Genomic DNA, 23,026 nt, shown 5'->3' on the forward strand with positions numbered 1-23,026 from the left:
CAAAACCAATTTTTCCACATGAGAAAATGTATGCGCAATTGCCGGCAGGCAGTGCGATCCCTGGTGATTGTATGTTTGATGTTTTCCGCGTTCATCCCCGCATTTGGCCAGGAAAAAGATCCTGCCCTGCAGAAACCGGTGACCGTGACGGGCAGCAACATGCCGATCGTCCAGGTGTTCCGCTCGATCAAGAAACAGACCGGCTTCACGCTGGTGTACAGCAATCAGCTGTTGAACGACAACGACAGGCTGAACCTGGATTTTCGTAATGCGAAACTGGAGGAAGTGCTGGATTTCGTGCTGAAAGGCCGGAACCTCGCTTACCAGGTGCGCAGCAACCGCATTGTGCTGGAGCGCAAGGCGGCGCCTGCCGCAAAACCGGCCGTAGCGCAGGAAGCGCCGAAGGAAACCACCGTGCGCGGGCAAGTCATGGACCCGGAAGGGAACGCGCTGCCCGGGGCCACGGTGGCGGTAAACGGCACCTCGCGCGGAACGGCTACAGACGAAATGGGCGTGTTCAGCATCGCCGTTTCGGAAGGGCAGACGCTGCGCGTAGCCATGATCGGGATGAACCCGGTGGAAATCGCCTACAACGGGCAGCGCACCCTCAAAGTGACGCTCTCCGCGAAAGTGGACAAGCTCAATGAAGTGGTGGTTGTGGGTTTCGGTAAACAGAAAAAAGTAACGGTGACCGGCTCCGTAGCTTCCGTGAACATGGCGGACATGCGCACGCCCGTTCCCTCGCTCACCAACGCCCTCGCAGGTAAAGTGGCCGGCGTGATCAGCATGGGCAGCGGCGGGGGAGAACCGGGATACGACAACCCCACGTTCACCCTGCGCGGCATCGGCACCTTCAGAGGCAGCGTGAGCCCGCTCATCATTGTCGACGGCGTTCAGCGGAACGACGTGAACAGCACCTATGGCGGCGCTTTCAACAACATCGATCCCGAAGATATCCAGAGCATCTCGTTGCTGAAAGACGCGTCAGCCACGGCCGTGTACGGCGCCAAAGGGGCGAACGGCGTGCTCATCATCACCACTAAACGCGGAATAGCCGGGAAGCCGAAAGTAGCTGCCAAGGCGGAAGCCGGCGTTAACGGCCTCACCAGGCTCCCCCAAATGGTGGACGGCGTGAAATATATGCAACTGTATAACGAAGCGCGCACCAACATGGGCGAACAGCCGCAATATTCCGAAGAGACCATCGCTAAGACCGCCAGTGGCCTGGATCCCTATATTTATCCGAACGTGGACTGGATCGGCGAGATCTACAAACCCTGGACGCCGATGACCAACTCGAACGTGAACGTGTCTGGCGGTGGAGAGGCCATGCGGTATTATGTGTCCATGTCGTTCTACAACCAGGACGGCCAGTACGACGTATCGAAAAAGAACGGTTATAATCCCAACCTGAATTTCAAACGTTACGACTTCCGCAGCAATGTGGACCTCAATGTGACCAAAACTACCACCTTATCCCTGAACCTCGCGGCGATGCTCGTCAACAGCCGCTACCCGGGCGCTTCGGCCGGTAATATCTGGTACGCGGCATACGCCACCAATCCGATCGCTTACCCGATCGAATACCCTGGCGGTTTTGCGGCCGGCCCGCCGAATACCGCCGGTGTGAATCCCTTTAACCTCGTGCAGAACCAGGGGTACGCTACGGAATTCAAACCTTCCGTGCAATCGGTGCTTTCCCTCACGCAGAACCTGGACGGGGTACTGCACGGGCTTTCGGCTACCGGCCGGTTCTCGTTCGACTCCTACGGCGAATTCTCCAACCAGCGCCGTGGCCTGAACGATCTGTGGTATGCCAACCGGCGCGATGCGAACGGCAACCTCGTGCTTACGCAAACGCGCTTCGGCGACCGGTTCCTGGGATATGGATCGTCTTCTTCGGGGGAAAGGATGATGTACCTGGAAGGGAACCTTAATTACGACCGCACCATCGGTCAGCATACCATCGGAGCCATGGTCGTGGGCGCGATCCGCAACCGCGTGATCGGCAGCGCCGGCGACCTGAAAACTTCCATCCCGTTCCGCAGCCAGAACGCCGCGGCCCGCGTCACATACGCTTATATGGATAAGTACCTCCTGGAAGGCAACTTCGGCGCCACCGGCTCCGAGAACTTCCAGAAAGGGGAACGTTGGGGCCTGTTCCCCGCCGTTTCCGCAGGTTGGGTGATCTCTAAGGAAGCTTTCATGGAACAGCAAAAGGCGTTTTCGTTACTCAAGCTGCGCTTCTCCGTAGGTAAAACCGGTAACGACGTGCTCGACGGTAACCGCTTCGGTTACCTGACCTACCTGGAATCCGGTAAATCCGGCATTGGATTCGGAACGAACCCTACCGACTTCGGAGGTATCGCGGTATCCGTATTCGGGACGGAAGGGCTGACCTGGGAAACATCCCTCAAAACGAACGTGGGCCTGGATGTGGGATTGTGGGAAAAGGTGAACCTGACGCTGGACGTGTTCAAAGACCGCCGCCGCCAGATCCTCATCGGCCGCCAATCCATCTCCTCCATCGGCGGTTATGACGGCAGCGCCATCTACGCCAACCTCGGTGAAATGGAGAACAAGGGTTTCGACGGCAGTATCGAATATAACACGAAACTGGGCAAGGATTTCACGCTTCGTTTATTCGGAAACGTTACTTACGCGCGCAACAGGATCATCAATGCCGACAATCCGGTCGCTTTATTCCCCTACCAGCAATTCGAAGGCACCATGTACGGCGAGTTCAGGGGGTACAGGAACCTGGGCCTGTTCACCGACGACGACGACGTGGCCCGGAGCCCCGAACAGATGCGCCCCATGCATCCCGGTGATATCAAGTTCACCGACCTGAACGGTGATGGCGTGGTGGATGCCAACGACAGGGACTACCTCGGCAAATCCAGCTTCCCGGTTTGGTCGTACGGTTACGGCCTGAACCTCGGTTACCGCAGGTGGGAGATCTCCGCACTGTTTGCCGGTGTGGCGGACGTTGGTATTATGGCCAACGGTTCCGTGATCGATCCGGGGACCGGCGCGTCCGCCGGCGTGGGCGTGGTACCTTTTGCGGGTATCGGCCTGTATACCGCCAGCGTCCTCAGCAAAATGGATGACCGCTGGACGAAGGAGAATCCCCGCCAGGACGCGTGGTACCCCCGCCTCACGGTCGCCAATACGTCCGACAACAACTACGTAGACAGCGACTGGTGGCTGAAAGACGGGAGCTTCATGCGCCTCAAGCAGGCTTCCATCTCCTATAATATCATCACCTCCGCCAATCATATCAAGGGTATCAGCAACCTGCAGGTATACGCCAACGGCACCAACCTGCTGACGTTCTCCAAATTCAAACTGTGGGACCCCGAACTGGGCTCCTACGGCGCGAGGTACCCGTATTCCAGGACCATCACCCTCGGGCTGAGGGCGCAATTCTAACCGTTACAAAGATCCGATATGATCAAGAAGATAATTTTTCCGCTGCTGGCCATTTGCTTCGCATCTTGTACGAAATATCTCGACAAACAGCCGGATAACCTGCTGACCGAGGAAATGGTTTGGCAGACCAAAGCCAACGCAGAAGGCTACCTGTACAACACCTATAGCCACATGTACCTGACCGATGGCGGCGACTTCGCCACCATGGGCGCTTCCGACGAATCGCACGTCTCTATCGGCACCACGGCTGCACGCCAGATGGTGGCCGGGAACTGGAGCCCCGCGTCCGGATACTTCAACAACTGGGGCAGCATGTACGCCGGCATCCGGAAAACTTTCGTGTTCGAACAGAACATCGATAAAGTCCCCTCCAACCAGCTGAGCGACGAACTGAAAGCGCAATACAAAGCCGAAGTACGCTTCCTCCGCGGGTATTACTATTTCTTCCTCCTCCGCCAGTTCGGTCCGTTCGTGCTCGTGAAAGACATCATGAGCCGCAATGACGATTATAACAAATACCCCCGCGCATCGTTCGACGAATGTGCGGCGTACATCAATGAAATGATGGACGCGGCCGCTGCGGGGCTCCCGGTAGCCTGGGAATCCATCAGCAACAACGGCCGGCCTACGAAAGGGACCTGTCTGACCATCAAAGCGAAAGTGGCCCAGCTGGCGGCGAGCGAGCTGTGGAACGGCAATCCCAATTTCGCCAACTTCAAGAACCAGGATGGTAAGCCCCTGGCACCGGCCTCCAAAAATCCCGACCGCTGGCGCGATGCAGCGGCGGCCGCCAAAGCCGTGATCGACCTGAACGCTTACAAACTGTTCGTGAACACCGATAACGGCGGCAGCTCCTTCAATCCCTACGAATCCGTTCGCGACGTGCATACCACCGCCTGGAACGACGAGATCATCCTCGGCGTGGTTACCTGGTGGCGCTGGGGCTTCACCAAATGCGCTTCCCCGCAGCCCGGCGGCTACGGCATGTATTGCGCCACCCAGAACCTGGTAGACGCGTTTGCCATGAAGAACGGGCGCATCATCAGCGATCCTGCATCTACTTACCAGGAAACCGGTTTCGCGGACGACAACCAGGCCGAAAGCTGGGGCCACAAGAAAGGCCAGTGGAACATGTACGCCAACCGTGAGCCACGCTTCTACGCTTTCATTCAATACAACGGCAAAACCATCGTTCCCGCCACTACGCCCGATGAGCGCAACCGTTACTCTTCCGGCGGAAACGCGGACGGAACGGGCCGGATAGAGTTTTATTACTCCGGGAAGTCGGGCCAGCGCGAGAACGGGAGCAACAGCATCACGGGATACATGCCCCTCAAGCGTATCAGTAGCACCAGCAACATTTATACGGAGCTCGTGCCGCATAAGGCGCCGTTTATTCTTTTCCGTTATGCTGAAATTCTGCTCGACTATGTGGAAGCCCTCAACGAATACGATCCTTCCAACCCCGACATCGTGAAATACCTCAACCAGGTGCGCACCCGTGCAGGACTGCCCGGCATTGAAACCGTGTATGGCGGCGCTGTGGGCAATAAAGACGAAATGCGTAAGCACATCCTCCGCGAAAGAATGGTGGAACTTTGCTTCGAAGGCGACCGCTACTGGACGCTGACCCGCCGCCTCCTGCTCGGGAAAGCCGAATACTCCGCCGTGTATGCGCTCGACGTGAATGCGCCGGACAATGGACAGGGCTTTTCCTTCACTGGTTTATATACCCGTAAACTGTTGCAGCAACGCTACTGGAAAGATAAGATGTATCTCTTCCCCATCGGCCAGGGCGATATGGAGCGCGACCGCGCGCTGGTACAAAACCCCGGATGGTAATTTCATTCCTCATTTCAATGAAAGCAAACATGTTAAAAACATTCTCACGATACCTGCTGGCCGCCGCCGTGTTGCTGACGGCCTGCTCGAAGGACAAGGAGCAGCATGAGGCCGGGGTGCCCATGACCATCTCCGGGTTCATCCCGCAAACGGGCGGGCATGGCACGTCTATCCTTATTTCCGGTTCCAATTTCAGTAACGATTCCAACGAAGTGGAAGTGACCATCAACGGCAAGAAGCTCGCCATCGTTGGTTGCAATACCCGCCAGATCATGGCCATTGTCCCCAAAAGATGCGGCTCAGGCGCCGTTTCCGTGAAAATCGGGGGGAAGGAAGTAGTCAGCTCCGGTGAATTCGATTACATCTTCACCCGCACCGTTACTACTTTTGCCGGTAGCGGGGTAGCAGGATACCTCAACGCCAAAGGCGAAGATGCCATGTTCAATTTCGGCGGGACCGACTGGCAGCGCGGCTCCGGCATCGTGACCGATAAAGACGGAAATGTGTACGTGACCGATGTGGGAAATACCTGCATTCGCAAGATCGACCCCTCCGGCCGGGTAAGCACTTTCGCCGGCACCAACTCCCCCGGCGATGCGAACGGCACCGGCACGGAGGCCCGATTCCTCCTGCCTTACGGCCTCGCCATCGATAAAGACGGCAACCTTTACACCGCCGATCCCAGCACCTGGAAAATCAAGAAAATATCCCCCCAGGGCGTAGTGACCGACTATCACGGCGCTTCGCACGAGCCCTGGCACGTTACGGTGAATAAAGCCACCAACGAAGTTTTCTACAGCTCCACCGGCGCAGGCGGCGTTTACCGCATCAAGCCCGGCGGCGGCGAAGAAACCGTTGTCAGCGGTGTGCTGTATGCCGCTGGCATCGGGTTCGATAAAACGGGGAATCTATATCTTTCGGGCAGCGGAGACAACGTGATCTTCAAATATGCGAAAGATACCTGGGCGCGCTCCGTTGTAGCCGGAAAACTCGGTGCCAACGGTTCCTCGGCTCCCGCGGGTTACAGGAACGGAACGGCGGAAGAAGCGCAGTTCTCCCTGCCCTGGGCGCTGTGCGTAGACGATGACGGGAATATCTACGTAGCCGGGAACGGCAGTTGGAACGGAGGTTCGGGCAACGCCGACCAGAGCATCCGTTATATCGACGGCAGGACCGGCCGCGTGAGCACCTACGCCGGCAGCAACGCCTACGGCTATGCCAACGCACTCGGCGAAGCCGCCAAGTTCGCCGGCGCACAGGGCATCACTACCGATAACAACGGTATTTCATACGTGCTGGATAAAAACAATAACCGGGTCAGGAAGATCGTATCTGAATAATTAAAGTATGAAACGGATGATTATACAAGGATTTGCGCTCCTGGCGCTGCTCGCGGCTACCGCTTGCAGCAAGGGAGGGAACGGTGGAGAAAGCCCGAAACCGCAAAACGGGCCCCGCACGCTGTATGTGTCAACCTCCGGAAACGACAATGCGCCCGGAACGAAGGATGCGCCCTACGCGAAAATCAACGACGCCCTGGCGAAAGCCGTGGCCGGCGATACTGTGATGGTCAGGGGAGGGAAGTACTTCGAAAAGGTACGCTTCCCGCGAAGCGGCCGCGAAGGAAAGCTGATCACCCTCAAAGCATATCCCGGCGAGCAGCCCGTGATCGATGGTACCGGGCTGGGCGTTTCCGGGAAAGACGCCATGGTATTCATCCGTAACGCCAGTTACGTGGTGCTGGAAGGTTTCGAGATCTGTAACCTCATCAGCAGCGCGCCCTGGGTGAGCCCCAATGGGGTGTTGGCAGACGAAGGCTCGGGCAACATCATCATCCGCCGGAACAAAATCCATCATATCGAGCACAATGCCGCGCCCACAGACGGCCGCAGCGGCCACGCCATCGAGATCATCGGCAATACGGCCGTGGCGATGAAAAACGTATTGGTGGAAGATAACGAGATCCACGACTGCAACACCGGTTACAGCGAAAACCTCACCATCAACGGTTTCGTGGATGGGTTCGTCATCCGCCGCAATAAAATTTACAACGCCGAAAACATCGGGATCGACGCGGCCGGCGGGTACGCCGGAAACCCCGTGCCAGAGCGCAACTACGCCCGCAACGGCGTTATCTCCGAAAACGAGCTCTGGAACATCGACATGACCACCGGCCCCATCGGCGGCACGCATGGCCACGGCGCTATCGGCATTTATGTAGACGGCGCGCGCAACATCATCGTGGAGCGCAACCGCATCCGCGATTGCGACCGCGGCATCGGTGTGGTCAGTGAAACCGACGCATTCCCGACCAGCGATTGCATCGTCCGCAACAACATCGTAACCGGCAGCCATCGTGTAGGGATTTACATGGGCGGATACCTGAATTACACCGGCGGCGGTTCCCGCAGATGCTACGTGCTCAACAACACACTGGTGGGCAATAACCGTGAAAGAGGCGCCTATGGCGAGATTGAAGGGGAACTGCGGATGACGGAGCATTGCTTCGATAATGTTTTCCGGAACAACCTCGTGGTAGCCGGCGCCGACGATCTATTCTTCCACAAATACACCAACACCGGCAGCGGGAATGTGGTGGATAACAACCTCTACTTCGCGCCGGCGGCGCCCGCGGGCTGGATATGGAATTCGATCAACGGTCCTGCCATCACCGATTTCACCACCTGGAAAACGACTTCCGGCGTAGACGCGGCGAGCATCCACGGTAAAGACCCCCTCTTACCGGGCGACTTCCGCATTCCCGCCAACTCCCCCGCGAAGAACGCAGGTTTCGTGGTGGCGGACGAAAAAGCCGGAACGGTCGATTTCTACGGTCAACCGCGCGTCGTGAACGGAAAAACGAGCATCGGCGCGGTGCAATAAATTTTTTACAGAAGGAACGGGAGAACGGCCCCGATGCCGACCATCCCGCCAAGAATGCTGGCAAAGGCGTCCATTACATCGTAATGCCCTTTGCCAGTTATTTTTGAGAACAACTCAAATCCATAACTGATGCCGACAACCGGCACAAGCGCCAGCGCAGCGGCTTTGATTGGGGCCGAAGGGAGGATGTAAGCGCAAAATCCCAGGAGCACGGCGCCCATGGGGATGCCTACGAAGAAGTGTTTCCATTTGTCTGGAGCGATTTTCATAAGGTCGGACACGTTTACGGGCCGAAACTACATAAAAATGCCGGGCTTGCAACTTTCCCCGCCGGGCCGTAATTTGACGGTGCATTTTAAAAATTCCATATGAAACATTTCCTGTTGGCAGCCGCGCTGCTTTGCTCCATGCTGGCGCGAGCCGCATCGCCCGAGATTTACGAGATCCGCATTTATCATTTCAAAACGATGGCCCAGCTGCAAAAGGTCAGCGATTACCTGCGCACCGCGCACCTGCCCGCGCTGCACCGCAACGGCATCGCGTCCGTCGGCGTTTTTCAGCCCATCGTGCAGGATACGGCCGATCTGCGGATCTACGTGTTCGTCCCTTTCAAATCCCTCGAACAGTTCAGTTCCCTGCAATCGCGCCTCGACCGCGACCAGCAGTGGCTTTCAGCCGGGAAGGATTACATCGACGCGCCCCACGACCAGGTTCCCTACACCCGTTTGGAGACCATACTGCTGAGAGCGTTTTCCGGCATGCCCGCCATGCAGGAGCCGCAATTGACCGGCCCGAAAAGCAAGCGCGTGTACGAATTGCGGAGTTATGAAAGTCCGACGGAAAAATATCATCGCAACAAAGTGAAGATGTTCAACGCCGGAGACGAGATCGGCATCTTCAAAAAACTGCATTTCAACGCCGTGTTTTATGGCGAAGTACTGGCGGGTTCCCGGATGCCGAACCTCATGTACATGACCACTTTCATGGACCAGGAAGACCGCGATGCCCACTGGAAGGCATTTTCAGCGGATGAGGACTGGAAAAAGCTCCAGGCCGACGAGCAATACAAGAACAACGTGTCCCGCAACGAGAAGTTTTTCCTGCGGCCGATGGAATATTCCGACATTTAACGCGCGCAACCTTATTTGCGAAGCCTCCCGGGAACGGGGGGCTTTTTTATTGCCGCCGGAATAACGGCGGGCGCGTAACGGTGTGTATCGGGGAGACTGTCACATACAGAGAACTTGACCGATGCTAAGGAAAGGATACCATTACGACAAGCATTTCATTTTCTGGGCGGGCTGTGCCGGGCTGCTGCTGTTGGGGGCGTCGCTGGCGATACCGGGCGCCATGGCATTGGACCTGCGGCTGGCGTTTGCCCTGGGCGAGGCGGAGATGCGGGCCCTTTCCCGGTGGTTGCTGCTGGGGATGCTCGTGGGCACGCTGCTGATGGGGCCGGCCAGTGAGCGATGGGGATACCGTTGGTTGCCGGGGCTTGCGGCGGCGGGTTTTTTCGCGGGGTTTCGCGGGATGGCGGCTGCGGAAAGTGCCGCTGCGCTGGCGTGCTGGTTGTTTTGCATCGGCGTTTCCGGCGGTATGATGAACGGCGCCGCGAATGCCGTGGTGGCCGACATATCCGTGCGGGAAAAGGGTGTGCGGTTAAGTTTGATGGGGGTGTTTTTCGGTCTGGGAATGCTCGCGATACCGCAGGTGGTAGCGGATTTGAAGCCGTTGTTGACGTGGAGGGGCGTATTGCGGTGGATGGCGTGGCTGGCCTTCGGGCTCGCATGGTTGTTTGTGTGGATCCGTTTCCCGGCGCGCCGGCCATCCGGAGAGGGGCGCTGGCTGCGGGATCCGGCGGTATGGCTTACGGGAGGGTTTTTGTTTTTGCAGGCCGGTTTCGAGACGGTTTTATATAACTGGTCGATGATGTATGTAATGGCCGGCCACGGCATGAAGGAGCGCGACGCGCTGTATGGGCTTACGTTGTACGCTGCGGGGTTTACGGTGATGCGGATGCTGGCGGGCAGTGTATTCCGGAGCGTTCCTGCGCGACAGCTGCTGGCAGTGAGTATGCTGTTGTTGCCGGCGGGAATTTTGTTGTTGAAGGTGGGCGGAGGATTTTTGCCGGTGGGGATGGGGATGATATTGATGGGAGGGGGTTTGGGGGGAGGGTTTCCGATCATGTTGGGATGGTTGGGGGAGCGTTATCCTGGCCGGTCGGGGATGGTGTTCGGTGTGGTGTTGTCTGTCGCGGTGACGGGCCGGTTGCTGGTGGATATCTGGATGGACTGGGTGGTGAGGGAGTTGGGGATTCAATTCCTGACGACGGTGGCGCTTTCGGGGTGGATGTGGATGTTGGTGCTGGGGGGCGCAATGCTGCGGCGGATGCATTAAACCCTTGCGGGGCGTGTCTTTCAGGGACCGTAAAACTTTTCCATGATTTTTTTTGACTTTTAAAGGATAGCCGTTATCTTTGCACTCCGATTTTGAACAACCGGTAACGGATCAGGATCGAACCGGCGAGATAGCTCAGGCGGTTAGAGCGCAGGATTCATAACCCTGAGGTCGAGGGTTCAACTCCCTCTCTCGCTACACAGCCCGATAACAATTGATAGTCAATTTGTTGTCGGGTTTTTCTTTTTAGTTTTATTTGAAATGATGATACCAATTTCCGTTAGATTCCCTATCGACAGTTTCTTAAGGCTCAAATGATATTTCAACATGCAATCTCGCTTCGGCGGGATAATCATGAAAATCCGATAATGCAGGACTTGGTTATCTGTGGTTCTTTTTTCACTTTATCGCTCTTAACACAAACCGCAAATAATTTTTTATCACAAACTTCTTCAATTTATTTTTTGTAAAATCTTTTTTACGTTTTTGAAGACGCTGATACAGGAAGGCCACTTTCTAAGATCTCGGAAAATTCGATGAAAGTAATTGGAGCATATCTTAAAAAGGTAATTAAGTAATTAATCTGATCAACTGTTAAGGCCGGCTATGAATAGTTCGCGCAGTAGATTACGCGCATGTAATCTTCCAAGCATTCTTCACTTTCTTATCGTACGAAAATCAGAGACTAAAATTTTCAGTACGATTTTCCTATATTTAGGAAACCGAAAGCCCTATAGGCCCCGAAACACAAACCATAAAACGTTAACCAATACCTAATATCCCTTTTTATGCGATCATTTGTCACCATTTTGAGCATTCTGCTCTATTGCGCCACAGTGAAGGCGCAGATCATCGAAGAAGATACCGTTAACTCCAGCCGGACCGCCTTCCGGGACCAGTCATTCGGCTTGCTGAACCTAACTGCTTCCCAGATACCGTCAGGATATCTGCTCGACTACAGTCTGGCAGATTTTCCCAGCGAAAAGTATGACGGTGTGGGAACACCCGGAGATACGATCCGTTCGTATCGCGACTTTCTCTACCTATACAATATCCTGGAGATGGCGAAAGTCAATTCCAATGGCACGCTGATCCCGACAGACAGCCTTTACCTTATTGCCAACCGGCGCAAACGCAGTGGAGCAATTCCTTTTGTCTTCCTTCGACAGGGATATCAGCGGGTGAGCCCTGGCGCACTTTCGGCGAACTTACTAGCAGTATCCGCGGATGAAAAGCGGCTAATGGATGTTCCCAACCGAACGGCAAGTCCGTATCTTAATAAAGAGCTATTCCTGTTTGCTCCGTTCGAAATGTCTATCACCTCTTCAGAGGCATTGGGATTTACATTTCCGGCAGAATGTTGGCTGATGCCGGGCATTACGGCCGTGTCTGTGGATTTTGGTGATGGGGCCGGCGCCCGGTCAATCAACAAGGGCGACAGTGTGGGTGTGTATTACAGCACGAGTGGCACAAAATATATCACGGCTACCATCCAAACCACAAGCGGTACTCGCACCGCCAAATCCCTGATCCACTATACCCGGCCTTCCTTCTTCTTCAAGGCAGACCAAAGTGTAAGTTTCGACGTTGATCCTGTATTTACCAGTATAGACCAATATCTGGATCCCAAAGCTTCCACCGCATTAAGGACAACGTCCCTCTGCCTGCGCGATGACATTTTTACCCAAGGTGATTCAGACATTAGGCCAGGCGCAGATATCCAGGTAATGCTGAGTTGTGATAAAATCTTCGACCGTCCGGTGATCATTCTGGAAGGGTTTGACGTGATCGATAATGTCGGATTGGGCGACCAGTTCAATATGTATAATCAATTCAACTTCCTGACAAGGTTGTTCTCGCAAGGGCACGACATCGTGTTCGTGAACCTTCGGAGGCCGCGAGACTTCATAGAAAACAACGCTGCAGTGCTGGAGCGGGTCATCAACTGGGTGAACCAGAATAAAACCGGGACCTTCAGAGGATCTGTAATCGGGTTTAGCATGGGAGGGCTCATTGCCCGTTGGTGCCTCAAAGATATGGAAGATCGCGGCATCGATCATAAAATTGCGCATTACTTCAGCTATGACGCGCCGCATCAGGGCGCCAATATTCCATTGGGGCTACAATATATTATGCGTGAAATGATTACCGACTTTCCTTTTCTGCGATGGAACTGGCCTTCCGGAGAGCCGATTGCCGGCGACTTGAAAGCATTATTGGAATCATATGATAGCCCCGCCGCACAGCAGATGCTTGTCACTATGGCCAATTATGACTGCTCATACGCACTGCCGTTCACCCTTAACCCGGTTCGAGCCAAATTCGCCTCGCAGCTCGCTGCAAAAGGATATCCGCAGCAGGCTGTCTGTCATGGTATATCGAAAGGACGAGGCAACAATACTGCGGGCACTCGCAACGCCGGAAACGGCGTCCAGTTCGGCAATTTCGGGCCTGGTCACAAACTCTTCGACGGGCAGATCGGGTATGTGCTGGTGAATTTGCAATGTGCAGCATATGCAGTGCCCGAAGGCGCAACAGAGTATATAGCCCGTTACAGATTTTCGGGGCATTCCGTCCGCAGGATCTTCGGAATTTTCGTACCAGCGCTCCTTCCCGATATTCGCGTAAGAAACTTCAAACTGAACGGCGTCTATCCGTACGACGATGCACCGGGGAGCTACGAAGCTTCCCAGACGGAGTTCATGGCGTCATTCAACCTCAGTCGTGGATTAGGCAGGGAGGCAACGAACATGGGACATCACGGGCATAATTTTATTCCCACCGCGAGCGCTCTCGATCTCACGAACCAAGGTTATAGCGCAAGCAACCAGTGGCAAAGCGGTAATATGTTTTTCAATATTGATAACTTTATCACGCCGGCGCAATCTACTACGGGGAACCAGTTAACTAACCCAGCCCTTTCTCCGTTCGACTTCGTGCATACTTATACGTCCGATTGTGGCGATGCGAATATTTTTTGCCAGGGTGATAACGATGAAGCATTATCGTCGCAGGATCCGGATTGGCGTTTTAACGACTGGAACCAGTATCATAATGGTCCCATATCCAATCAGGCGAGCGTTTATATCGTGCGAAAAATTCTCGGGGCTTTCGCAAATTCCGATTGTGAACAAACCTGCGCCAATACCACACAAATTCACGGTACTAATAAGCTGTGTACTTCAGCAATATATTGGGTGGACATTACCAGCCAGGGTGTTCAAATCGTATGGGAAAACCTGTCTCCATCGCTTATTACACTTGTTTTTGGCCAGTCAAGCAACCAGATCGAATTGCGGCGGGTACCGAACGCGCATGGTACCGCAAGTATCCGCGTAACCATTACCAATCCTTGCGGCATATCGAGACAGCTAACCGCAACGATCGTCGTTGGCTCACCAAGCCCGGTATTTACGTCGGTATCGGTTGACCGGAGTGGTAAAATAATCGCTAATACGGCGCCTATGACCGGTGTCAACTCTTACAATTGGTACCTCGACGGGGCATTCGTCAAATCAACCACTACAGGCAGCACCACCATGCCGTCTGGCGTGCCTTGCGGCTCGGAGGTATTATTGTCGGTGGAAGCCGTTGACATATGCGGTACTTCGCTGCCAAGCAGCAGGGACCTCATCACCCAATCCTGTCTGGGCGCGTTTACTGTATCGCCCAATCCGGCCAAAAGTATCGTGTCGGTACAGGTTGATTCCGAGGAAGAAGTACGGATCAATGAGCGCTTGATTAAGATAGCCGCAGCAACGGCGGCAAGGCAAACAGCCGTTGTGCAACAGCGGCAATCCATGGTAAAAGAGCCATATATCGAGCAAATTCTGGAAGTCAAAATTACCGATATTCAAGGCAAGACCATGCAGCACATTAGGTACGGCGCCGAAAGTAGGTCCGTACAGATTGATGTGTCCGGTTTAGCGTCCGGCAATTATTTGATACAGATTTATAACGGCAGAATCTGGACGTCCAAATCGATCGTAATAGTGAAGTAAGCTGGCGGAATGTGCTGCGACTATACCAGCCCGGTAACCCAACACTTGGTTATCGGGCTTTCTATTTCGTGAAATATTGACAAATAGGAATATTGGGGTATGAAAATTTATAATGGCGTATCGACAAAGCTAGAATCCCAGAATCCCAGAATCAAAATCCATCGGTAGATAGAATCAAAAATAATTCCGAAATAAAAAGCACTTTGAATTACAAAGTGAGTTATCTTTGTACCGTTCAAGTTACCTCACCTCAAAGCCGGTGGTTTATGAAAATAGACATCATCATCGCCTATCTCCAGCGTTATGAATTCGGCCACGAACGCGATTTCGTGCCGCCCATCACAGGGATCCATCTCGCCGCCATCACGCCCGCCCATCATACGGTGCGCGTATTTCACCAACAGGTAGACCCCATCCCGCCAGACTCGGATGCCGACCTCATCGCCATCTCGTTTTTCAGCGGCTTCGCCATCCCCGCCTATCAACTCGCCACGGAATTCCGGAAGAGAGGGAAGACCGTCGTTGCCGGCGGTCCGCACGTCACCTATTGCGCCGACGAAGCCCTCGGGTATTTCGACGCCGTGGTCACCGGCGAAGCCGAAAGCGCCTGGCCCGCGCTGCTGGCAGACCTGGAAAAAGGAGAACTGAAAACCATCTACAAAGGCACGCCTTGCGACATGCAATCGCTGCCCACGCCGCGGTACGATCTCCTGCCCAATCGCTTCTTCATCAAAAAAGTCATCCAGGCCACCAGGGGCTGCCCCTTTTCATGCTCCTTCTGCACCGTTCCCTCACTGAACCCCGGATTCCGGCTCAGGCCGGTGGCAGATGTGGTACGCGATGCGTCTTACGACCGTTTTCCCTGGTGGTGGCAGCGGAAAATCGTCTGGTTTTGGGATGATAATCTTACCATCCGACGGCCATTTATCCGCGAACTGCTCCGTGAAATGATACCGCTGAAAAAATGGTGGCTCACACAGGCCAGCATGGACATCGCCAAAGATCCCGAGCTGCTCGACCTCATGAAGGCCTCCGGCTGTATCGGGGTATTTTTGGGGATAGAATCATTCGGGGTGGAAAGCCTGGCGGATGCGAACAAACGGCAAAACCGGATCGAACAGTACAGCGTGGCAGTAAAGGCTATCCGGAAGCGGGGAATAGCCGTGATGGCGGGTTTCATCGCAGGCTTCGATCACGACGATGAAAAAAGCATCGTGCAAATGGCCGACCAGCTCATGGAAATCGGTATCGACGTGCCGTTCCTCAGCATCATGACCCCATTCCGCGGAACGCCCATCTACTCCGCGTTGCAACAGGAAGGCCGCATCCTGGAAAACAGGAACTGGAATTTCTACAATGGCTACAACGTAGCGTTCGTCCCGAAAAAGATGTCGGAATCACAACTGCTGAACGCGCACCGCGCCCTGTGGAAAAAGTCGTTTTCACCGTGGTACGCATGCAGGCGGATCGTTCGCGGAGCGTTGACCTTGCGATGGGGCGCATTCCTTATGTCGATGTTCATGAACGGTTTTTATGCATACAAACGGGTGAGGAAGAATTCCCCGATAGACATGAGCAAACGGACCGACCTCAACCAACTGGCAGAACAGTTGGAAATGCAGCGCCGGGAAGTGGTCCAGGCCAGGGACCGCGCCATCAGGCCTGCGGTGTAGGGAAGTTTACAATGGGGTGGGATGGGAGTCTTGCTGCCGGGCCGCGCGCAGTTTATCGCGTGGGCTCCGCGGCACCGGGGCGCTTCCATCCCCATTCCAGTAATATCACACCGGCGATCCCGAGGGTATAGGCCGCCATGTCCGACCAGCTGAAATGATTCCCGATCACCACGTTCGCCAACCGCGAATGACCCAGGCCCAGGAGCTTCACCACCTGGAAGTATTGCATCACCTCTACGATGTACGAAAATACCAGCACCCCCATCGCCACGGGCAACACCGGCGCCTCCACGAAACTGCGGACGAAGCAGTAGATGAGCATCACCACGAGGAAATCGCCCACGTACGGCCTTACGAAATCGTCGTGAACGTACAGCGCAATAAGCACCTCCGTCACGAAAAGCAACAGCGTCAACCAAAAATAACCGGCGTTAAAACGGAATTTCATATTTAAAAAGCACTTTGAAATACAAAGTTAATGAATGGCAGGAGATTTCCAAATTGGCTTTTCCACCGGGATTTTTCGAATAAGTACACGAAGTGGGGATAATGCGGAACGATATTATCCGTAAATTGATTCCCCATTAACCCTTACCCTATGAACGCGACAGCATCCCTGAGCCTCCGTAAAAGCATATTGATCTACGTTATCGTCTGGTTGTTGGTTTCCATCGGCTACACGCTGCTATCCGAGCCGCTCGTGGAGTGGCTCTTTCCCGGTTTTTATGATGTGGGGCTGTTCGTTTTCGTTTGGACGGGCGGATTGGCCGTCATTTCCGGCATTACATTGCTGGCAATGGCTATCCGTGTTGCCAGGATATTGCAGGCCCGGAGGAAGGCGAAGCAGCGGCTGGACGAAGCGGACTGACCGGCACGGCCTGCATTTTGCTGCATCACACTGGAAGCGTATCGTTAACAACTGTATCAAAACCTCCAGCCATGAGAAGCAAAGCAAGCATCAAGGGCCATTCATTGCATCCAATGCTGGTTTCTTTCCCCATCGCCTTTTTCACCGCCACACTCGTTTTCGACGTACTGGGGCATTTCACGGGAAAAATATTCTACAACGACATCGCCGTAATGCTCATCATCGCGGGCATCATTTCGGCGCTCCTCGCCGCCGTGCCGGGAATCATCGATTTCCTGTACACCGTGCCCCCGAAAAGCTCGGGCAAGAAGCGCGCGGCCAAACACGGCATCGCCAACGTATGCGTACTGCTTATCTTCATCGCCTCGCTCATCTACCGCAGCAATAACCCGGACGCCAGTATGAACGTCATTTTATTGCTGGAAACCGCCGGTGTGGTATTACTGGTCATAGCAGGATGGATGGGCGGCACGCTCGTGGCGCGCAACCAGGTGGGCGTAGATCACCGGTATGGGATGCCGGAAAGTGGAAGGAAGTATATCTCAACGCGGAAAACGGCCGGGTGGAAATCGCCGGTTACGGCCAGCTGAAAACCGACCAGATGATGCTCGTGCATGTAGACGGGCGGCGCATCGTGGTGGCGCGGACGGAAAGCGGGTTCGCGGCGTTCGACGATCATTGCCCCCATCGCGGGGGCTCCCTCGCGGGCGGCACCCTTATCTGCGGCACGGTCCAATGCCCCTGGCACGGGTCGCAGTTTCTTGTAGACACGGGCGCCGTCAAGGCGGGGCCTGCCACAACGGGTATTCCCGTTTACCCGTTGCAGTTATCAAACGGGAAACTCTGGCTGCAGCTTACCTGACCTGCGATCTCGCGTAAATATTTTCATGCACCCAGCGCGCTTCTTCTTCCGGAGAAATCCCGTCATCCTGCTGCGTAAGCCGGCTGAAAGTAGCGGCCGGATGATCGTAAGGTTCCCCGCCGGGGAAGTACGGGCCCGCCACGCCCAGCATCCAGTCTCTATCTGCCGCCCAGTGCGGCGGCCGCACACGGAACCTGAAAACTTCATATTGCACGTACTGCTGCCCAGTCCCGTCGACGTCGATGGATGGGGTTTGCAGGTATTCCATCTCGTCGGGGAAGGCGTCGAGCTCCGTAGGGAATTCCAGCCAGTTGGCGAGGTGGCTTTCGGCGGCTTTCACCTGTGTATGGAGGTTTTGCGGGAAGAGATATTTCAGGTCGAAATGATGCAGCAGCGCAAAGGCCATCACCCGCGTGGCGGGATTCGCGGCGAAAGGCAGCACATCGTGGGAATCGAGCTCCCGGCCGCTTTCCAGCTGCTCCACCAGTTTCGTGATGCGTTGCATTTTTTTGCGGACCAGTTGCCGGCGTTGCCGGAGGCGTTTGAGGTAAACAAGACCAAGCAAACCGGCGATGACAGCCAGGATCGCGAGGATGATGAAGACAATCGTCATAAGCCAGGGGATAGGGATTTATTCAATGATACGATAAAAGAGGGGATTGGCAAAGGGATCAGGGCTCCTGTTTCCGTTGCACAGTATCGGCGGGCGCAGTGGTGGTGTTTTGCGTGGTATCGCGGGTTTTCCCGGTGAGTAGGCTGTCTGCCTGCATGGGCGAAATGCGGGTGCTGGGCGCATCGGTAGTTTTAGGGGTGTAGCGGCCCATTTTTTCCATTTCCTTCCGTTCCTTTTTGCTCCAGAGGTTTTGCGGGTGCTTCTGCCGCCGGAGCCCGTCTTCGAACCGGTATTCCGCGCCAAGCCGGGGCGGTTGGTACACCCGTTCTTTCCGCTGGAAGGCAGACCGCATGCCGCCGTTGCAACTGCATAGCACAATGGCAGATAAAACGAGGATGGAAATGCTGCTCGGCATGATGGAGGTTTTGAAGTGGAGCAGATATGGTTACTGTCGCAAATCTAACGCCGGACCGGCCACCGCTATTGTCCGGTTTCCGTAAAAGAAAAGCTCCTTACGCATTGATATTCAAATATTTTTGTAATTTATCATACATTACGAAATGACCCTAATCATGTTGCCATTTTCAACTTCGGAATACAAGGACGCCCTTTCCGGCCAGCGCATCCGGTTCTCGCCGGAATCGCGTGGAAGCGGCATGGTTTGGATTGGGGAAGGATGGGAGAAGGTTGGAACGTGGAAACGCGCACCGCAGGGCGAAAAGGAAATCCTGGAAATCACGTATAATTTTGCGCGGGAGGAAACTTTCCTGTTGACGGTAACCGGTGTGGAAAATGGCATCGTCGCTGCATTCCGCCTGGCGGGCAGGAATGATAAAAAATGGGAATTCCGGGTTTAGAAAAGCGTGGCCGCTTCGAGCAGATTCCAGCTGCCCTCGGCAATCTCGGCATCCAGCTCCCCCTTATCCCAGCCGCAATACCCGATGAAAATGCGGACGTCGCGCTCGGTGAGGAGGTTTTGGTTGATGAGCGCCACCGCCGTTTTGAAATCCCCGCCAAAGAAGGTCTTTCCATCCACTTCCGCGCCCCCGGCAATGAGATCTGCCCGGCGATGCACGAAATACAGGTGCTCCCGGTCCACCGGCCCGCCCAGGTACAACGGGAACGCTTTCCCATGCCTGAACTCCTCCAGCTCGTTGAGCCCCCGCGAAAACGGCTGGTTCGTCACGAAGCCGAGTGCGCCCTTATCGTTATATTCGGCAATGAAAATCACCGTATTTTCGAAAACAGTGCCTTCCAGCGCCGGCGTACTGCTGATGAATTGACCCGCTTGCATGCGGCAAAGGTAAGACGCTTTCGCACATCCAGCGCTATCACCCAATTTTTGACATCGCACAACGTTTACAAAATATGATCAAAACCAAACGCATCTACGAGCCCCCGGCATCAACCGACGGCTTCCGCATCCTGGTAGACCGCCTCTGGCCCCGCGGCATCAAAAAGGAAAACGCGCAGATCGATCTGTGGGCGAAAGATGTAGCCCCGTCCAACGACCTGCGGAAATGGTTCCATCACGATGCCGGTAACTGGACCGAATTCGAGCAACGCTACCGCGCAGAACTGAAAGCTTCCGGCGCCGTGGAATCCCTCCTCCCGGAAATCCGCAAACACAAAACCGTAACCCTGCTCTACGGCGCGCGCGACGAGCAACACAACCAGGCCGTCGTGCTGCAGGAACTGTTGTCCAAATAATAAGCACATTCATCCACGCAACAACGACCGCGGAAATCAAACCTCCCTTCCGCCAAATCCCTTATTTTGTACCCGTTAACCATGCTTACATGAAAAGATTGCTTTGGGTGGTAGTTCTGCTGCCTTGCATAGCATTTGCGCAGAACGCGCCCGCTTTCCAGGAAAAATCCGTGATCGCTGCCATCGACCGGTTCATCGGATCACAGCGGGAAAATTACTACGCATACGAAAACATGCTGGAAGAAGTGGCTGACGCGCCCGATTCCGTCCGATTCCAACAGTATCGCAACGATGCGTTCGTAATCGCGTTGCGGAAATTTTTCGGAGACCATGCCGGGGAATACATGCAATTGCGGCGCGTCCGCTTCGCCATGTACGCGCCCCCGCCGCAGGGGCTCCTGCGCATCAAGTGGGATTCGGCCGGTGTCAGGAAAGATGTCGCGGAGATGGATGGGAATTTCGATCTGCTCACGCCCGCGTTCTTCCGCGTGTTCGATCCGCATGTGCTGTCACAAATCGTTTCCGGGTTCATGTTGATGTCTGCCTACGACGAAAATCCCTCCGCCAGGAAATCGCATCTCGCCGCACGGGCCTGGTATGGAACGCGCATTTACACGAAACGGATCACCCCGGCGGTATGGCAGGTTTGGGCGGCCGACCGGATGATGGCCTTTACCTTCAAATTCGATCTCGCTACCGGCATCGTGCAGCCCATCGCGCGCACGCGACCCGGCGATCCCGCATACGGAAAAATCACCTGGGCGCCCACGCCGGTCCATTTCAGAGAAGAGGCGGACCATATACTGGCGGATGCGTTTACCGAAATCTGGAACAGTTACCGCCCCGGCGCTTCTATCGAAAGCCGGGCAGACCTGGAAAAGAAGCAAACGATGTTACGGAACTTCCGCACGGCAAACGCGCAACGCTACCGCGCCGCTATCCTGCAACAGCTGGACCGGCTGGAAGCCCCGCCCGCCATGCCTGCCGCCTTCCGCGAACGAACGAAGCCGGGCGATGCGCTCCTGCAATATGCCGATTCGGTTGTCAATGCCGCCATCAACGTATTCCCCGCGCAATGGGCATCTGCCATCGATGCGGCGGCATTCCCTTTTTTCGAATTGAACAGGGGCCTGTTGAAAGTGGTGGTACGGAACAGTTATTTCCCCACGCATCAGTATGCCAGGAAAATCAATGCGTTGGAATGGGAAGTGATGGTTGTCCAGGAAATGTCGGCCACGGTTTTCACCTGGAACACCGGCTCAGGGATGGTCGGCAATATCCGCTACTGGATGAAGGAAGGCTAGGAATGATCAGTACTGGTGACGGCTGGAAATGCAAGGCTCCGCGTAGTCCAGGATGCCGCCGAACATGTAGTCGTCGAGCTGCTTTTTAACGGGCACGTAATCCACATGCACCGGCACATCCATCACGAAGTACCCCGAACCGGTGCTGGCCGTTGCGCAGCCGAGGTCCTGGAACAGTTCGCGGAGAATGGCCGCATCGTTTACATCGTCCATCACAAACACCTGGATGGTGGAATGGCCAGAAGCCGACAGTAACCGGCGGAACACCAGCGGGGCGCCGGGTTTGTCGGGCGTGGCCTGTACCACATCGCCACAGGCGAGGCCAGGCGCGTAGAACGGGATCGCGTCTATCCGGTAAAATCCTTTCGTGGCATCTACCGGCAACGCCAGTACGGTCTCGGCGGTTTCATCGCCGGTAACATCGCTGTGATAATATAGCAGCATCGAAACGTGAGGCATGTGCGTAGATTGTGTCGACTCCATCAAAAAAGGGGAAAATTACGTTTTTATACACATAAATGAAGCACGATATGGATTTTCAATATTATCTGGACCAATGGCAATTGCAGCAAGACGGGCAGCCGGTCATCACGCACAGCAGCCGGTTGCTGCCGGTGTTGCACGAAGGCCTGCCCGCCATGTTGAAAGTGGCGGTGGAAAAGGACGAGCAGCTCGGGAACGAAATTATGGTATGGTGGAACGGGCAGGGCGCGGCAAAAGTACTGGCGCATAACGGGGAGGCTTTGCTGATGGAGCGCGCCACCGGCCCGCGAAACCTGAAAACCATGTCTATGAACGGGGCCGACGATGCCGCCACCAAAATCCTCTGTGCCACGGCGCTTCAGTTGCACGCCGTTCCCAAACCGCCGCCGGATGGAATGATCACGATGGAGCGTTGGTTCGCGGATTTGTTTGCGCATGGGCATAAGTATGGAGGCAGTATTGCCCATGGCCTGGAGCTCGCGCGCCGCCTGGTGACGGAGGAAATCGAAAAATGCGTCCTGCATGGGGACCTGCATCACGAAAACGTGCTGGATTTCGAAGGGAAAGGATGGCTCGCCATCGATCCAAAAAAACTCTATGGCGACCGAGCCTTCGACTTCGCCAATATTTTCTGCAACCCGGACCTGTCCATAGCTGCAGCGCCGGCGGCGTTCCAGCGGCGGCTGCAGACTGTTTGCAGCGAAACCGGTATCGAACGGCGGCGTTTGCTGGAATGGATCGTGGCCTGGGCGGCGCTTTCGGCCGTGTGGTTCATCGAAGATAACCTGGAGGCCGATGCCGCGACAGACCTCGCCGTCGGTACATTGGCGATGGTCGAATTGGACCGGTAATGCAGCTTGGGAAAGTTCATTCGTCAGTTCAGATAACCAGTTGTAATATTTTCTGCGGAATGCCGTTTTAAGATGTAATTTTGCACAGCAGCATAGCAGTTCCTGAG

21 protein-coding genes and 1 tRNA gene are annotated in these 23,026 nt (G+C 55.1%); 16 read left to right on the forward strand and 6 right to left on the reverse strand.

Features of this window, described 5'->3' with window-relative positions; translation table 11 throughout:
* The first annotated feature begins 18 nt into the window (after positions 1 to 18).
* Genes ACQKLP_RS26255 through ACQKLP_RS26270 form a run of 4 tightly spaced genes read left to right on the forward strand, consistent with a single transcriptional unit; the run spans position 19 to position 8,157 of the window.
* A complete protein-coding gene (locus ACQKLP_RS26255) occupies positions 19 to 3,432 on the forward strand; it encodes a TonB-dependent receptor (RefSeq protein WP_427326166.1) in 3,414 nt (1,137 codons plus the stop codon).
* 18 nt (positions 3,433 to 3,450) lie between these two features.
* Positions 3,451 to 5,274: a RagB/SusD family nutrient uptake outer membrane protein gene (locus ACQKLP_RS26260; protein ID WP_427326167.1), complete on the forward strand. Its 1,824-nt coding sequence runs from the start codon at positions 3,451 to 3,453 to the stop codon at positions 5,272 to 5,274.
* A 29-nt stretch (positions 5,275 to 5,303) separates the two neighbouring features.
* Entirely contained in the window at positions 5,304 to 6,614 is a 1,311-nt protein-coding gene (locus tag ACQKLP_RS26265) for an IPT/TIG domain-containing protein (protein WP_427326168.1), read from the forward strand.
* 7 nt (positions 6,615 to 6,621) lie between these two features.
* The gene (locus ACQKLP_RS26270) at positions 6,622 to 8,157 is read left to right on the forward strand and encodes a right-handed parallel beta-helix repeat-containing protein (RefSeq protein WP_427326170.1); all 1,536 of its coding nucleotides are present in this window, start codon (positions 6,622 to 6,624) and stop codon (positions 8,155 to 8,157) included.
* A gap of 5 nt (positions 8,158 to 8,162) precedes the next feature.
* Here ACQKLP_RS26270 and ACQKLP_RS26275 read toward each other — a convergent pair whose 3' ends face one another.
* Positions 8,163 to 8,426 (reverse strand): hypothetical protein, encoded by a 264-nt coding sequence (locus tag ACQKLP_RS26275; protein WP_341841207.1) that lies wholly within the window; start codon positions 8,424 to 8,426, stop codon positions 8,163 to 8,165.
* A gap of 99 nt (positions 8,427 to 8,525) precedes the next feature.
* Here ACQKLP_RS26275 and ACQKLP_RS26280 point away from each other — a divergent pair, with 99 nt between their 5' ends.
* The 5 genes from ACQKLP_RS26280 (at position 8,526) to ACQKLP_RS26300 (ending at position 16,228) form a co-directional block, all read left to right on the forward strand.
* Complete coding sequence (locus ACQKLP_RS26280; protein WP_427326172.1) at positions 8,526 to 9,287, forward strand: NIPSNAP family protein; 762 nt, start codon at positions 8,526 to 8,528, stop codon at positions 9,285 to 9,287.
* A gap of 220 nt (positions 9,288 to 9,507) precedes the next feature.
* Positions 9,508 to 10,554, forward strand: coding sequence for an MFS transporter (locus ACQKLP_RS26285; RefSeq protein WP_427326255.1), 1,047 nt, complete (start codon positions 9,508 to 9,510; stop codon positions 10,552 to 10,554).
* A gap of 124 nt (positions 10,555 to 10,678) precedes the next feature.
* Positions 10,679 to 10,752, forward strand: a tRNA-Met gene (locus ACQKLP_RS26290).
* 590 nt (positions 10,753 to 11,342) lie between these two features.
* The gene (locus ACQKLP_RS26295) at positions 11,343 to 14,555 is read left to right on the forward strand and encodes a T9SS type A sorting domain-containing protein (protein ID WP_427326173.1); all 3,213 of its coding nucleotides are present in this window, start codon (positions 11,343 to 11,345) and stop codon (positions 14,553 to 14,555) included.
* 266 nt (positions 14,556 to 14,821) lie between these two features.
* A complete protein-coding gene (locus tag ACQKLP_RS26300) occupies positions 14,822 to 16,228 on the forward strand; it encodes a B12-binding domain-containing radical SAM protein (RefSeq protein ID WP_427326174.1) in 1,407 nt (468 codons plus the stop codon).
* 52 nt (positions 16,229 to 16,280) lie between these two features.
* Here the strand turns inward: ACQKLP_RS26300 and ACQKLP_RS26305 are convergent, their stop codons facing one another.
* The gene (locus ACQKLP_RS26305; protein ID WP_427326175.1) at positions 16,281 to 16,676 is read right to left on the reverse strand and encodes a DUF2809 domain-containing protein; all 396 of its coding nucleotides are present in this window, start codon (positions 16,674 to 16,676) and stop codon (positions 16,281 to 16,283) included.
* 150 nt (positions 16,677 to 16,826) lie between these two features.
* Here ACQKLP_RS26305 and ACQKLP_RS26310 point away from each other — a divergent pair, with 150 nt between their 5' ends.
* From ACQKLP_RS26310 to ACQKLP_RS26320, 3 genes are all read left to right on the forward strand, one after another.
* Positions 16,827 to 17,096: a hypothetical protein gene (locus ACQKLP_RS26310; protein WP_427326177.1), complete on the forward strand. Its 270-nt coding sequence runs from the start codon at positions 16,827 to 16,829 to the stop codon at positions 17,094 to 17,096.
* A gap of 71 nt (positions 17,097 to 17,167) precedes the next feature.
* Positions 17,168 to 17,686: a DUF2231 domain-containing protein gene (locus ACQKLP_RS26315; RefSeq protein ID WP_427326178.1), complete on the forward strand. Its 519-nt coding sequence runs from the start codon at positions 17,168 to 17,170 to the stop codon at positions 17,684 to 17,686.
* Entirely contained in the window at positions 17,659 to 17,958 is a 300-nt protein-coding gene (locus ACQKLP_RS26320) for a Rieske (2Fe-2S) protein (protein ID WP_427326180.1), read from the forward strand. The genes ACQKLP_RS26315 and ACQKLP_RS26320 overlap by 28 nt, the downstream gene beginning before the upstream one ends.
* Here ACQKLP_RS26320 and ACQKLP_RS26325 read toward each other — a convergent pair.
* Together ACQKLP_RS26325 and ACQKLP_RS26330 are read right to left on the reverse strand one after the other, a co-directional pair.
* Positions 17,951 to 18,571, reverse strand: a complete 621-nt coding sequence (locus ACQKLP_RS26325) for a hypothetical protein (RefSeq protein WP_427326182.1) — start codon at positions 18,569 to 18,571, stop codon at positions 17,951 to 17,953. The two genes, ACQKLP_RS26320 and ACQKLP_RS26325, sit on opposite strands and share 8 nt — an antisense overlap.
* 58 nt (positions 18,572 to 18,629) lie before the next feature.
* Positions 18,630 to 18,986 carry a hypothetical protein gene (locus ACQKLP_RS26330; protein WP_427326183.1) on the reverse strand — a complete coding sequence of 119 codons (357 nt, stop codon included), beginning with the start codon at positions 18,984 to 18,986 and terminating at the stop codon, positions 18,630 to 18,632.
* A 157-nt stretch (positions 18,987 to 19,143) separates the two neighbouring features.
* On the opposite strand from ACQKLP_RS26330, the gene ACQKLP_RS26335 reads away from it, so the two are divergent.
* Positions 19,144 to 19,428, forward strand: coding sequence for a hypothetical protein (locus ACQKLP_RS26335; protein WP_427326185.1), 285 nt, complete (start codon positions 19,144 to 19,146; stop codon positions 19,426 to 19,428).
* Here the strand turns inward: ACQKLP_RS26335 and ACQKLP_RS26340 are convergent.
* Entirely contained in the window at positions 19,425 to 19,865 is a 441-nt protein-coding gene (locus tag ACQKLP_RS26340; protein WP_427326187.1) for a YqgE/AlgH family protein, read from the reverse strand. The genes ACQKLP_RS26335 and ACQKLP_RS26340 overlap by 4 nt on opposite strands.
* 74 nt (positions 19,866 to 19,939) lie before the next feature.
* On the opposite strand from ACQKLP_RS26340, the gene ACQKLP_RS26345 reads away from it, so the two are divergent.
* Both ACQKLP_RS26345 and ACQKLP_RS26350 read left to right on the forward strand, forming a co-directional pair.
* The gene (locus tag ACQKLP_RS26345) at positions 19,940 to 20,281 is read left to right on the forward strand and encodes a DUF488 domain-containing protein (RefSeq protein ID WP_427326189.1); all 342 of its coding nucleotides are present in this window, start codon (positions 19,940 to 19,942) and stop codon (positions 20,279 to 20,281) included.
* A gap of 89 nt (positions 20,282 to 20,370) precedes the next feature.
* The gene (locus ACQKLP_RS26350) at positions 20,371 to 21,585 is read left to right on the forward strand and encodes a hypothetical protein (RefSeq protein WP_427326191.1); all 1,215 of its coding nucleotides are present in this window, start codon (positions 20,371 to 20,373) and stop codon (positions 21,583 to 21,585) included.
* 6 nt (positions 21,586 to 21,591) lie between these two features.
* Here the strand turns inward: ACQKLP_RS26350 and ACQKLP_RS26355 are convergent, their stop codons facing one another.
* On the reverse strand, positions 21,592 to 22,044 hold the full coding sequence (locus ACQKLP_RS26355; protein ID WP_427326193.1) for a DUF4265 domain-containing protein: 453 nt from the start codon (positions 22,042 to 22,044) through the stop codon (positions 21,592 to 21,594).
* A gap of 59 nt (positions 22,045 to 22,103) precedes the next feature.
* Between ACQKLP_RS26355 and ACQKLP_RS26360 the strand changes: the two genes are divergently transcribed.
* Complete coding sequence (locus ACQKLP_RS26360; RefSeq protein ID WP_427326195.1) at positions 22,104 to 22,919, forward strand: aminoglycoside phosphotransferase family protein; 816 nt, start codon at positions 22,104 to 22,106, stop codon at positions 22,917 to 22,919.
* The last annotated feature ends 107 nt before the right edge of the window (positions 22,920 to 23,026 follow it).

It is taken from the genome of Chitinophaga sp. NPDC101104, assembly GCF_050277495.1.
In the GTDB taxonomy this organism is placed as follows: domain Bacteria; phylum Bacteroidota; class Bacteroidia; order Chitinophagales; family Chitinophagaceae; genus Chitinophaga.

Bases quoted from the DNA above. Each gene is read 5' to 3' on its own strand.
- ACQKLP_RS26255 (WP_427326166.1), top strand. From the start codon at position 19: ATGAGAAAATGTATGCGCAATTGCCGGCAGGCAGTGCGATCCCTGGTG.
- ACQKLP_RS26260 (WP_427326167.1), top strand. From the start codon at position 3,451: ATGATCAAGAAGATAATTTTTCCGCTGCTGGCCATTTGCTTCGCATCT.
- ACQKLP_RS26265 (WP_427326168.1), top strand. From the start codon at position 5,304: ATGTTAAAAACATTCTCACGATACCTGCTGGCCGCCGCCGTGTTGCTG.
- ACQKLP_RS26270 (WP_427326170.1), top strand. From the start codon at position 6,622: ATGAAACGGATGATTATACAAGGATTTGCGCTCCTGGCGCTGCTCGCG.
- ACQKLP_RS26275 (WP_341841207.1), bottom strand. From the start codon at position 8,426: ATGAAAATCGCTCCAGACAAATGGAAACACTTCTTCGTAGGCATCCCC.
- ACQKLP_RS26280 (WP_427326172.1), top strand. From the start codon at position 8,526: ATGAAACATTTCCTGTTGGCAGCCGCGCTGCTTTGCTCCATGCTGGCG.
- ACQKLP_RS26285 (WP_427326255.1), top strand. From the start codon at position 9,508: ATGGCATTGGACCTGCGGCTGGCGTTTGCCCTGGGCGAGGCGGAGATG.
- ACQKLP_RS26295 (WP_427326173.1), top strand. From the start codon at position 11,343: ATGCGATCATTTGTCACCATTTTGAGCATTCTGCTCTATTGCGCCACA.
- ACQKLP_RS26300 (WP_427326174.1), top strand. From the start codon at position 14,822: ATGAAAATAGACATCATCATCGCCTATCTCCAGCGTTATGAATTCGGC.
- ACQKLP_RS26305 (WP_427326175.1), bottom strand. From the start codon at position 16,676: ATGAAATTCCGTTTTAACGCCGGTTATTTTTGGTTGACGCTGTTGCTT.
- ACQKLP_RS26310 (WP_427326177.1), top strand. From the start codon at position 16,827: ATGAACGCGACAGCATCCCTGAGCCTCCGTAAAAGCATATTGATCTAC.
- ACQKLP_RS26315 (WP_427326178.1), top strand. From the start codon at position 17,168: ATGAGAAGCAAAGCAAGCATCAAGGGCCATTCATTGCATCCAATGCTG.
- ACQKLP_RS26325 (WP_427326182.1), bottom strand. From the start codon at position 18,571: ATGACGATTGTCTTCATCATCCTCGCGATCCTGGCTGTCATCGCCGGT.
- ACQKLP_RS26330 (WP_427326183.1), bottom strand. From the start codon at position 18,986: ATGCCGAGCAGCATTTCCATCCTCGTTTTATCTGCCATTGTGCTATGC.
- ACQKLP_RS26335 (WP_427326185.1), top strand. From the start codon at position 19,144: ATGTTGCCATTTTCAACTTCGGAATACAAGGACGCCCTTTCCGGCCAG.
- ACQKLP_RS26340 (WP_427326187.1), bottom strand. From the start codon at position 19,865: ATGCAAGCGGGTCAATTCATCAGCAGTACGCCGGCGCTGGAAGGCACT.
- ACQKLP_RS26345 (WP_427326189.1), top strand. From the start codon at position 19,940: ATGATCAAAACCAAACGCATCTACGAGCCCCCGGCATCAACCGACGGC.
- ACQKLP_RS26350 (WP_427326191.1), top strand. From the start codon at position 20,371: ATGAAAAGATTGCTTTGGGTGGTAGTTCTGCTGCCTTGCATAGCATTT.
- ACQKLP_RS26355 (WP_427326193.1), bottom strand. From the start codon at position 22,044: ATGCCTCACGTTTCGATGCTGCTATATTATCACAGCGATGTTACCGGC.
- ACQKLP_RS26360 (WP_427326195.1), top strand. From the start codon at position 22,104: ATGAAGCACGATATGGATTTTCAATATTATCTGGACCAATGGCAATTG.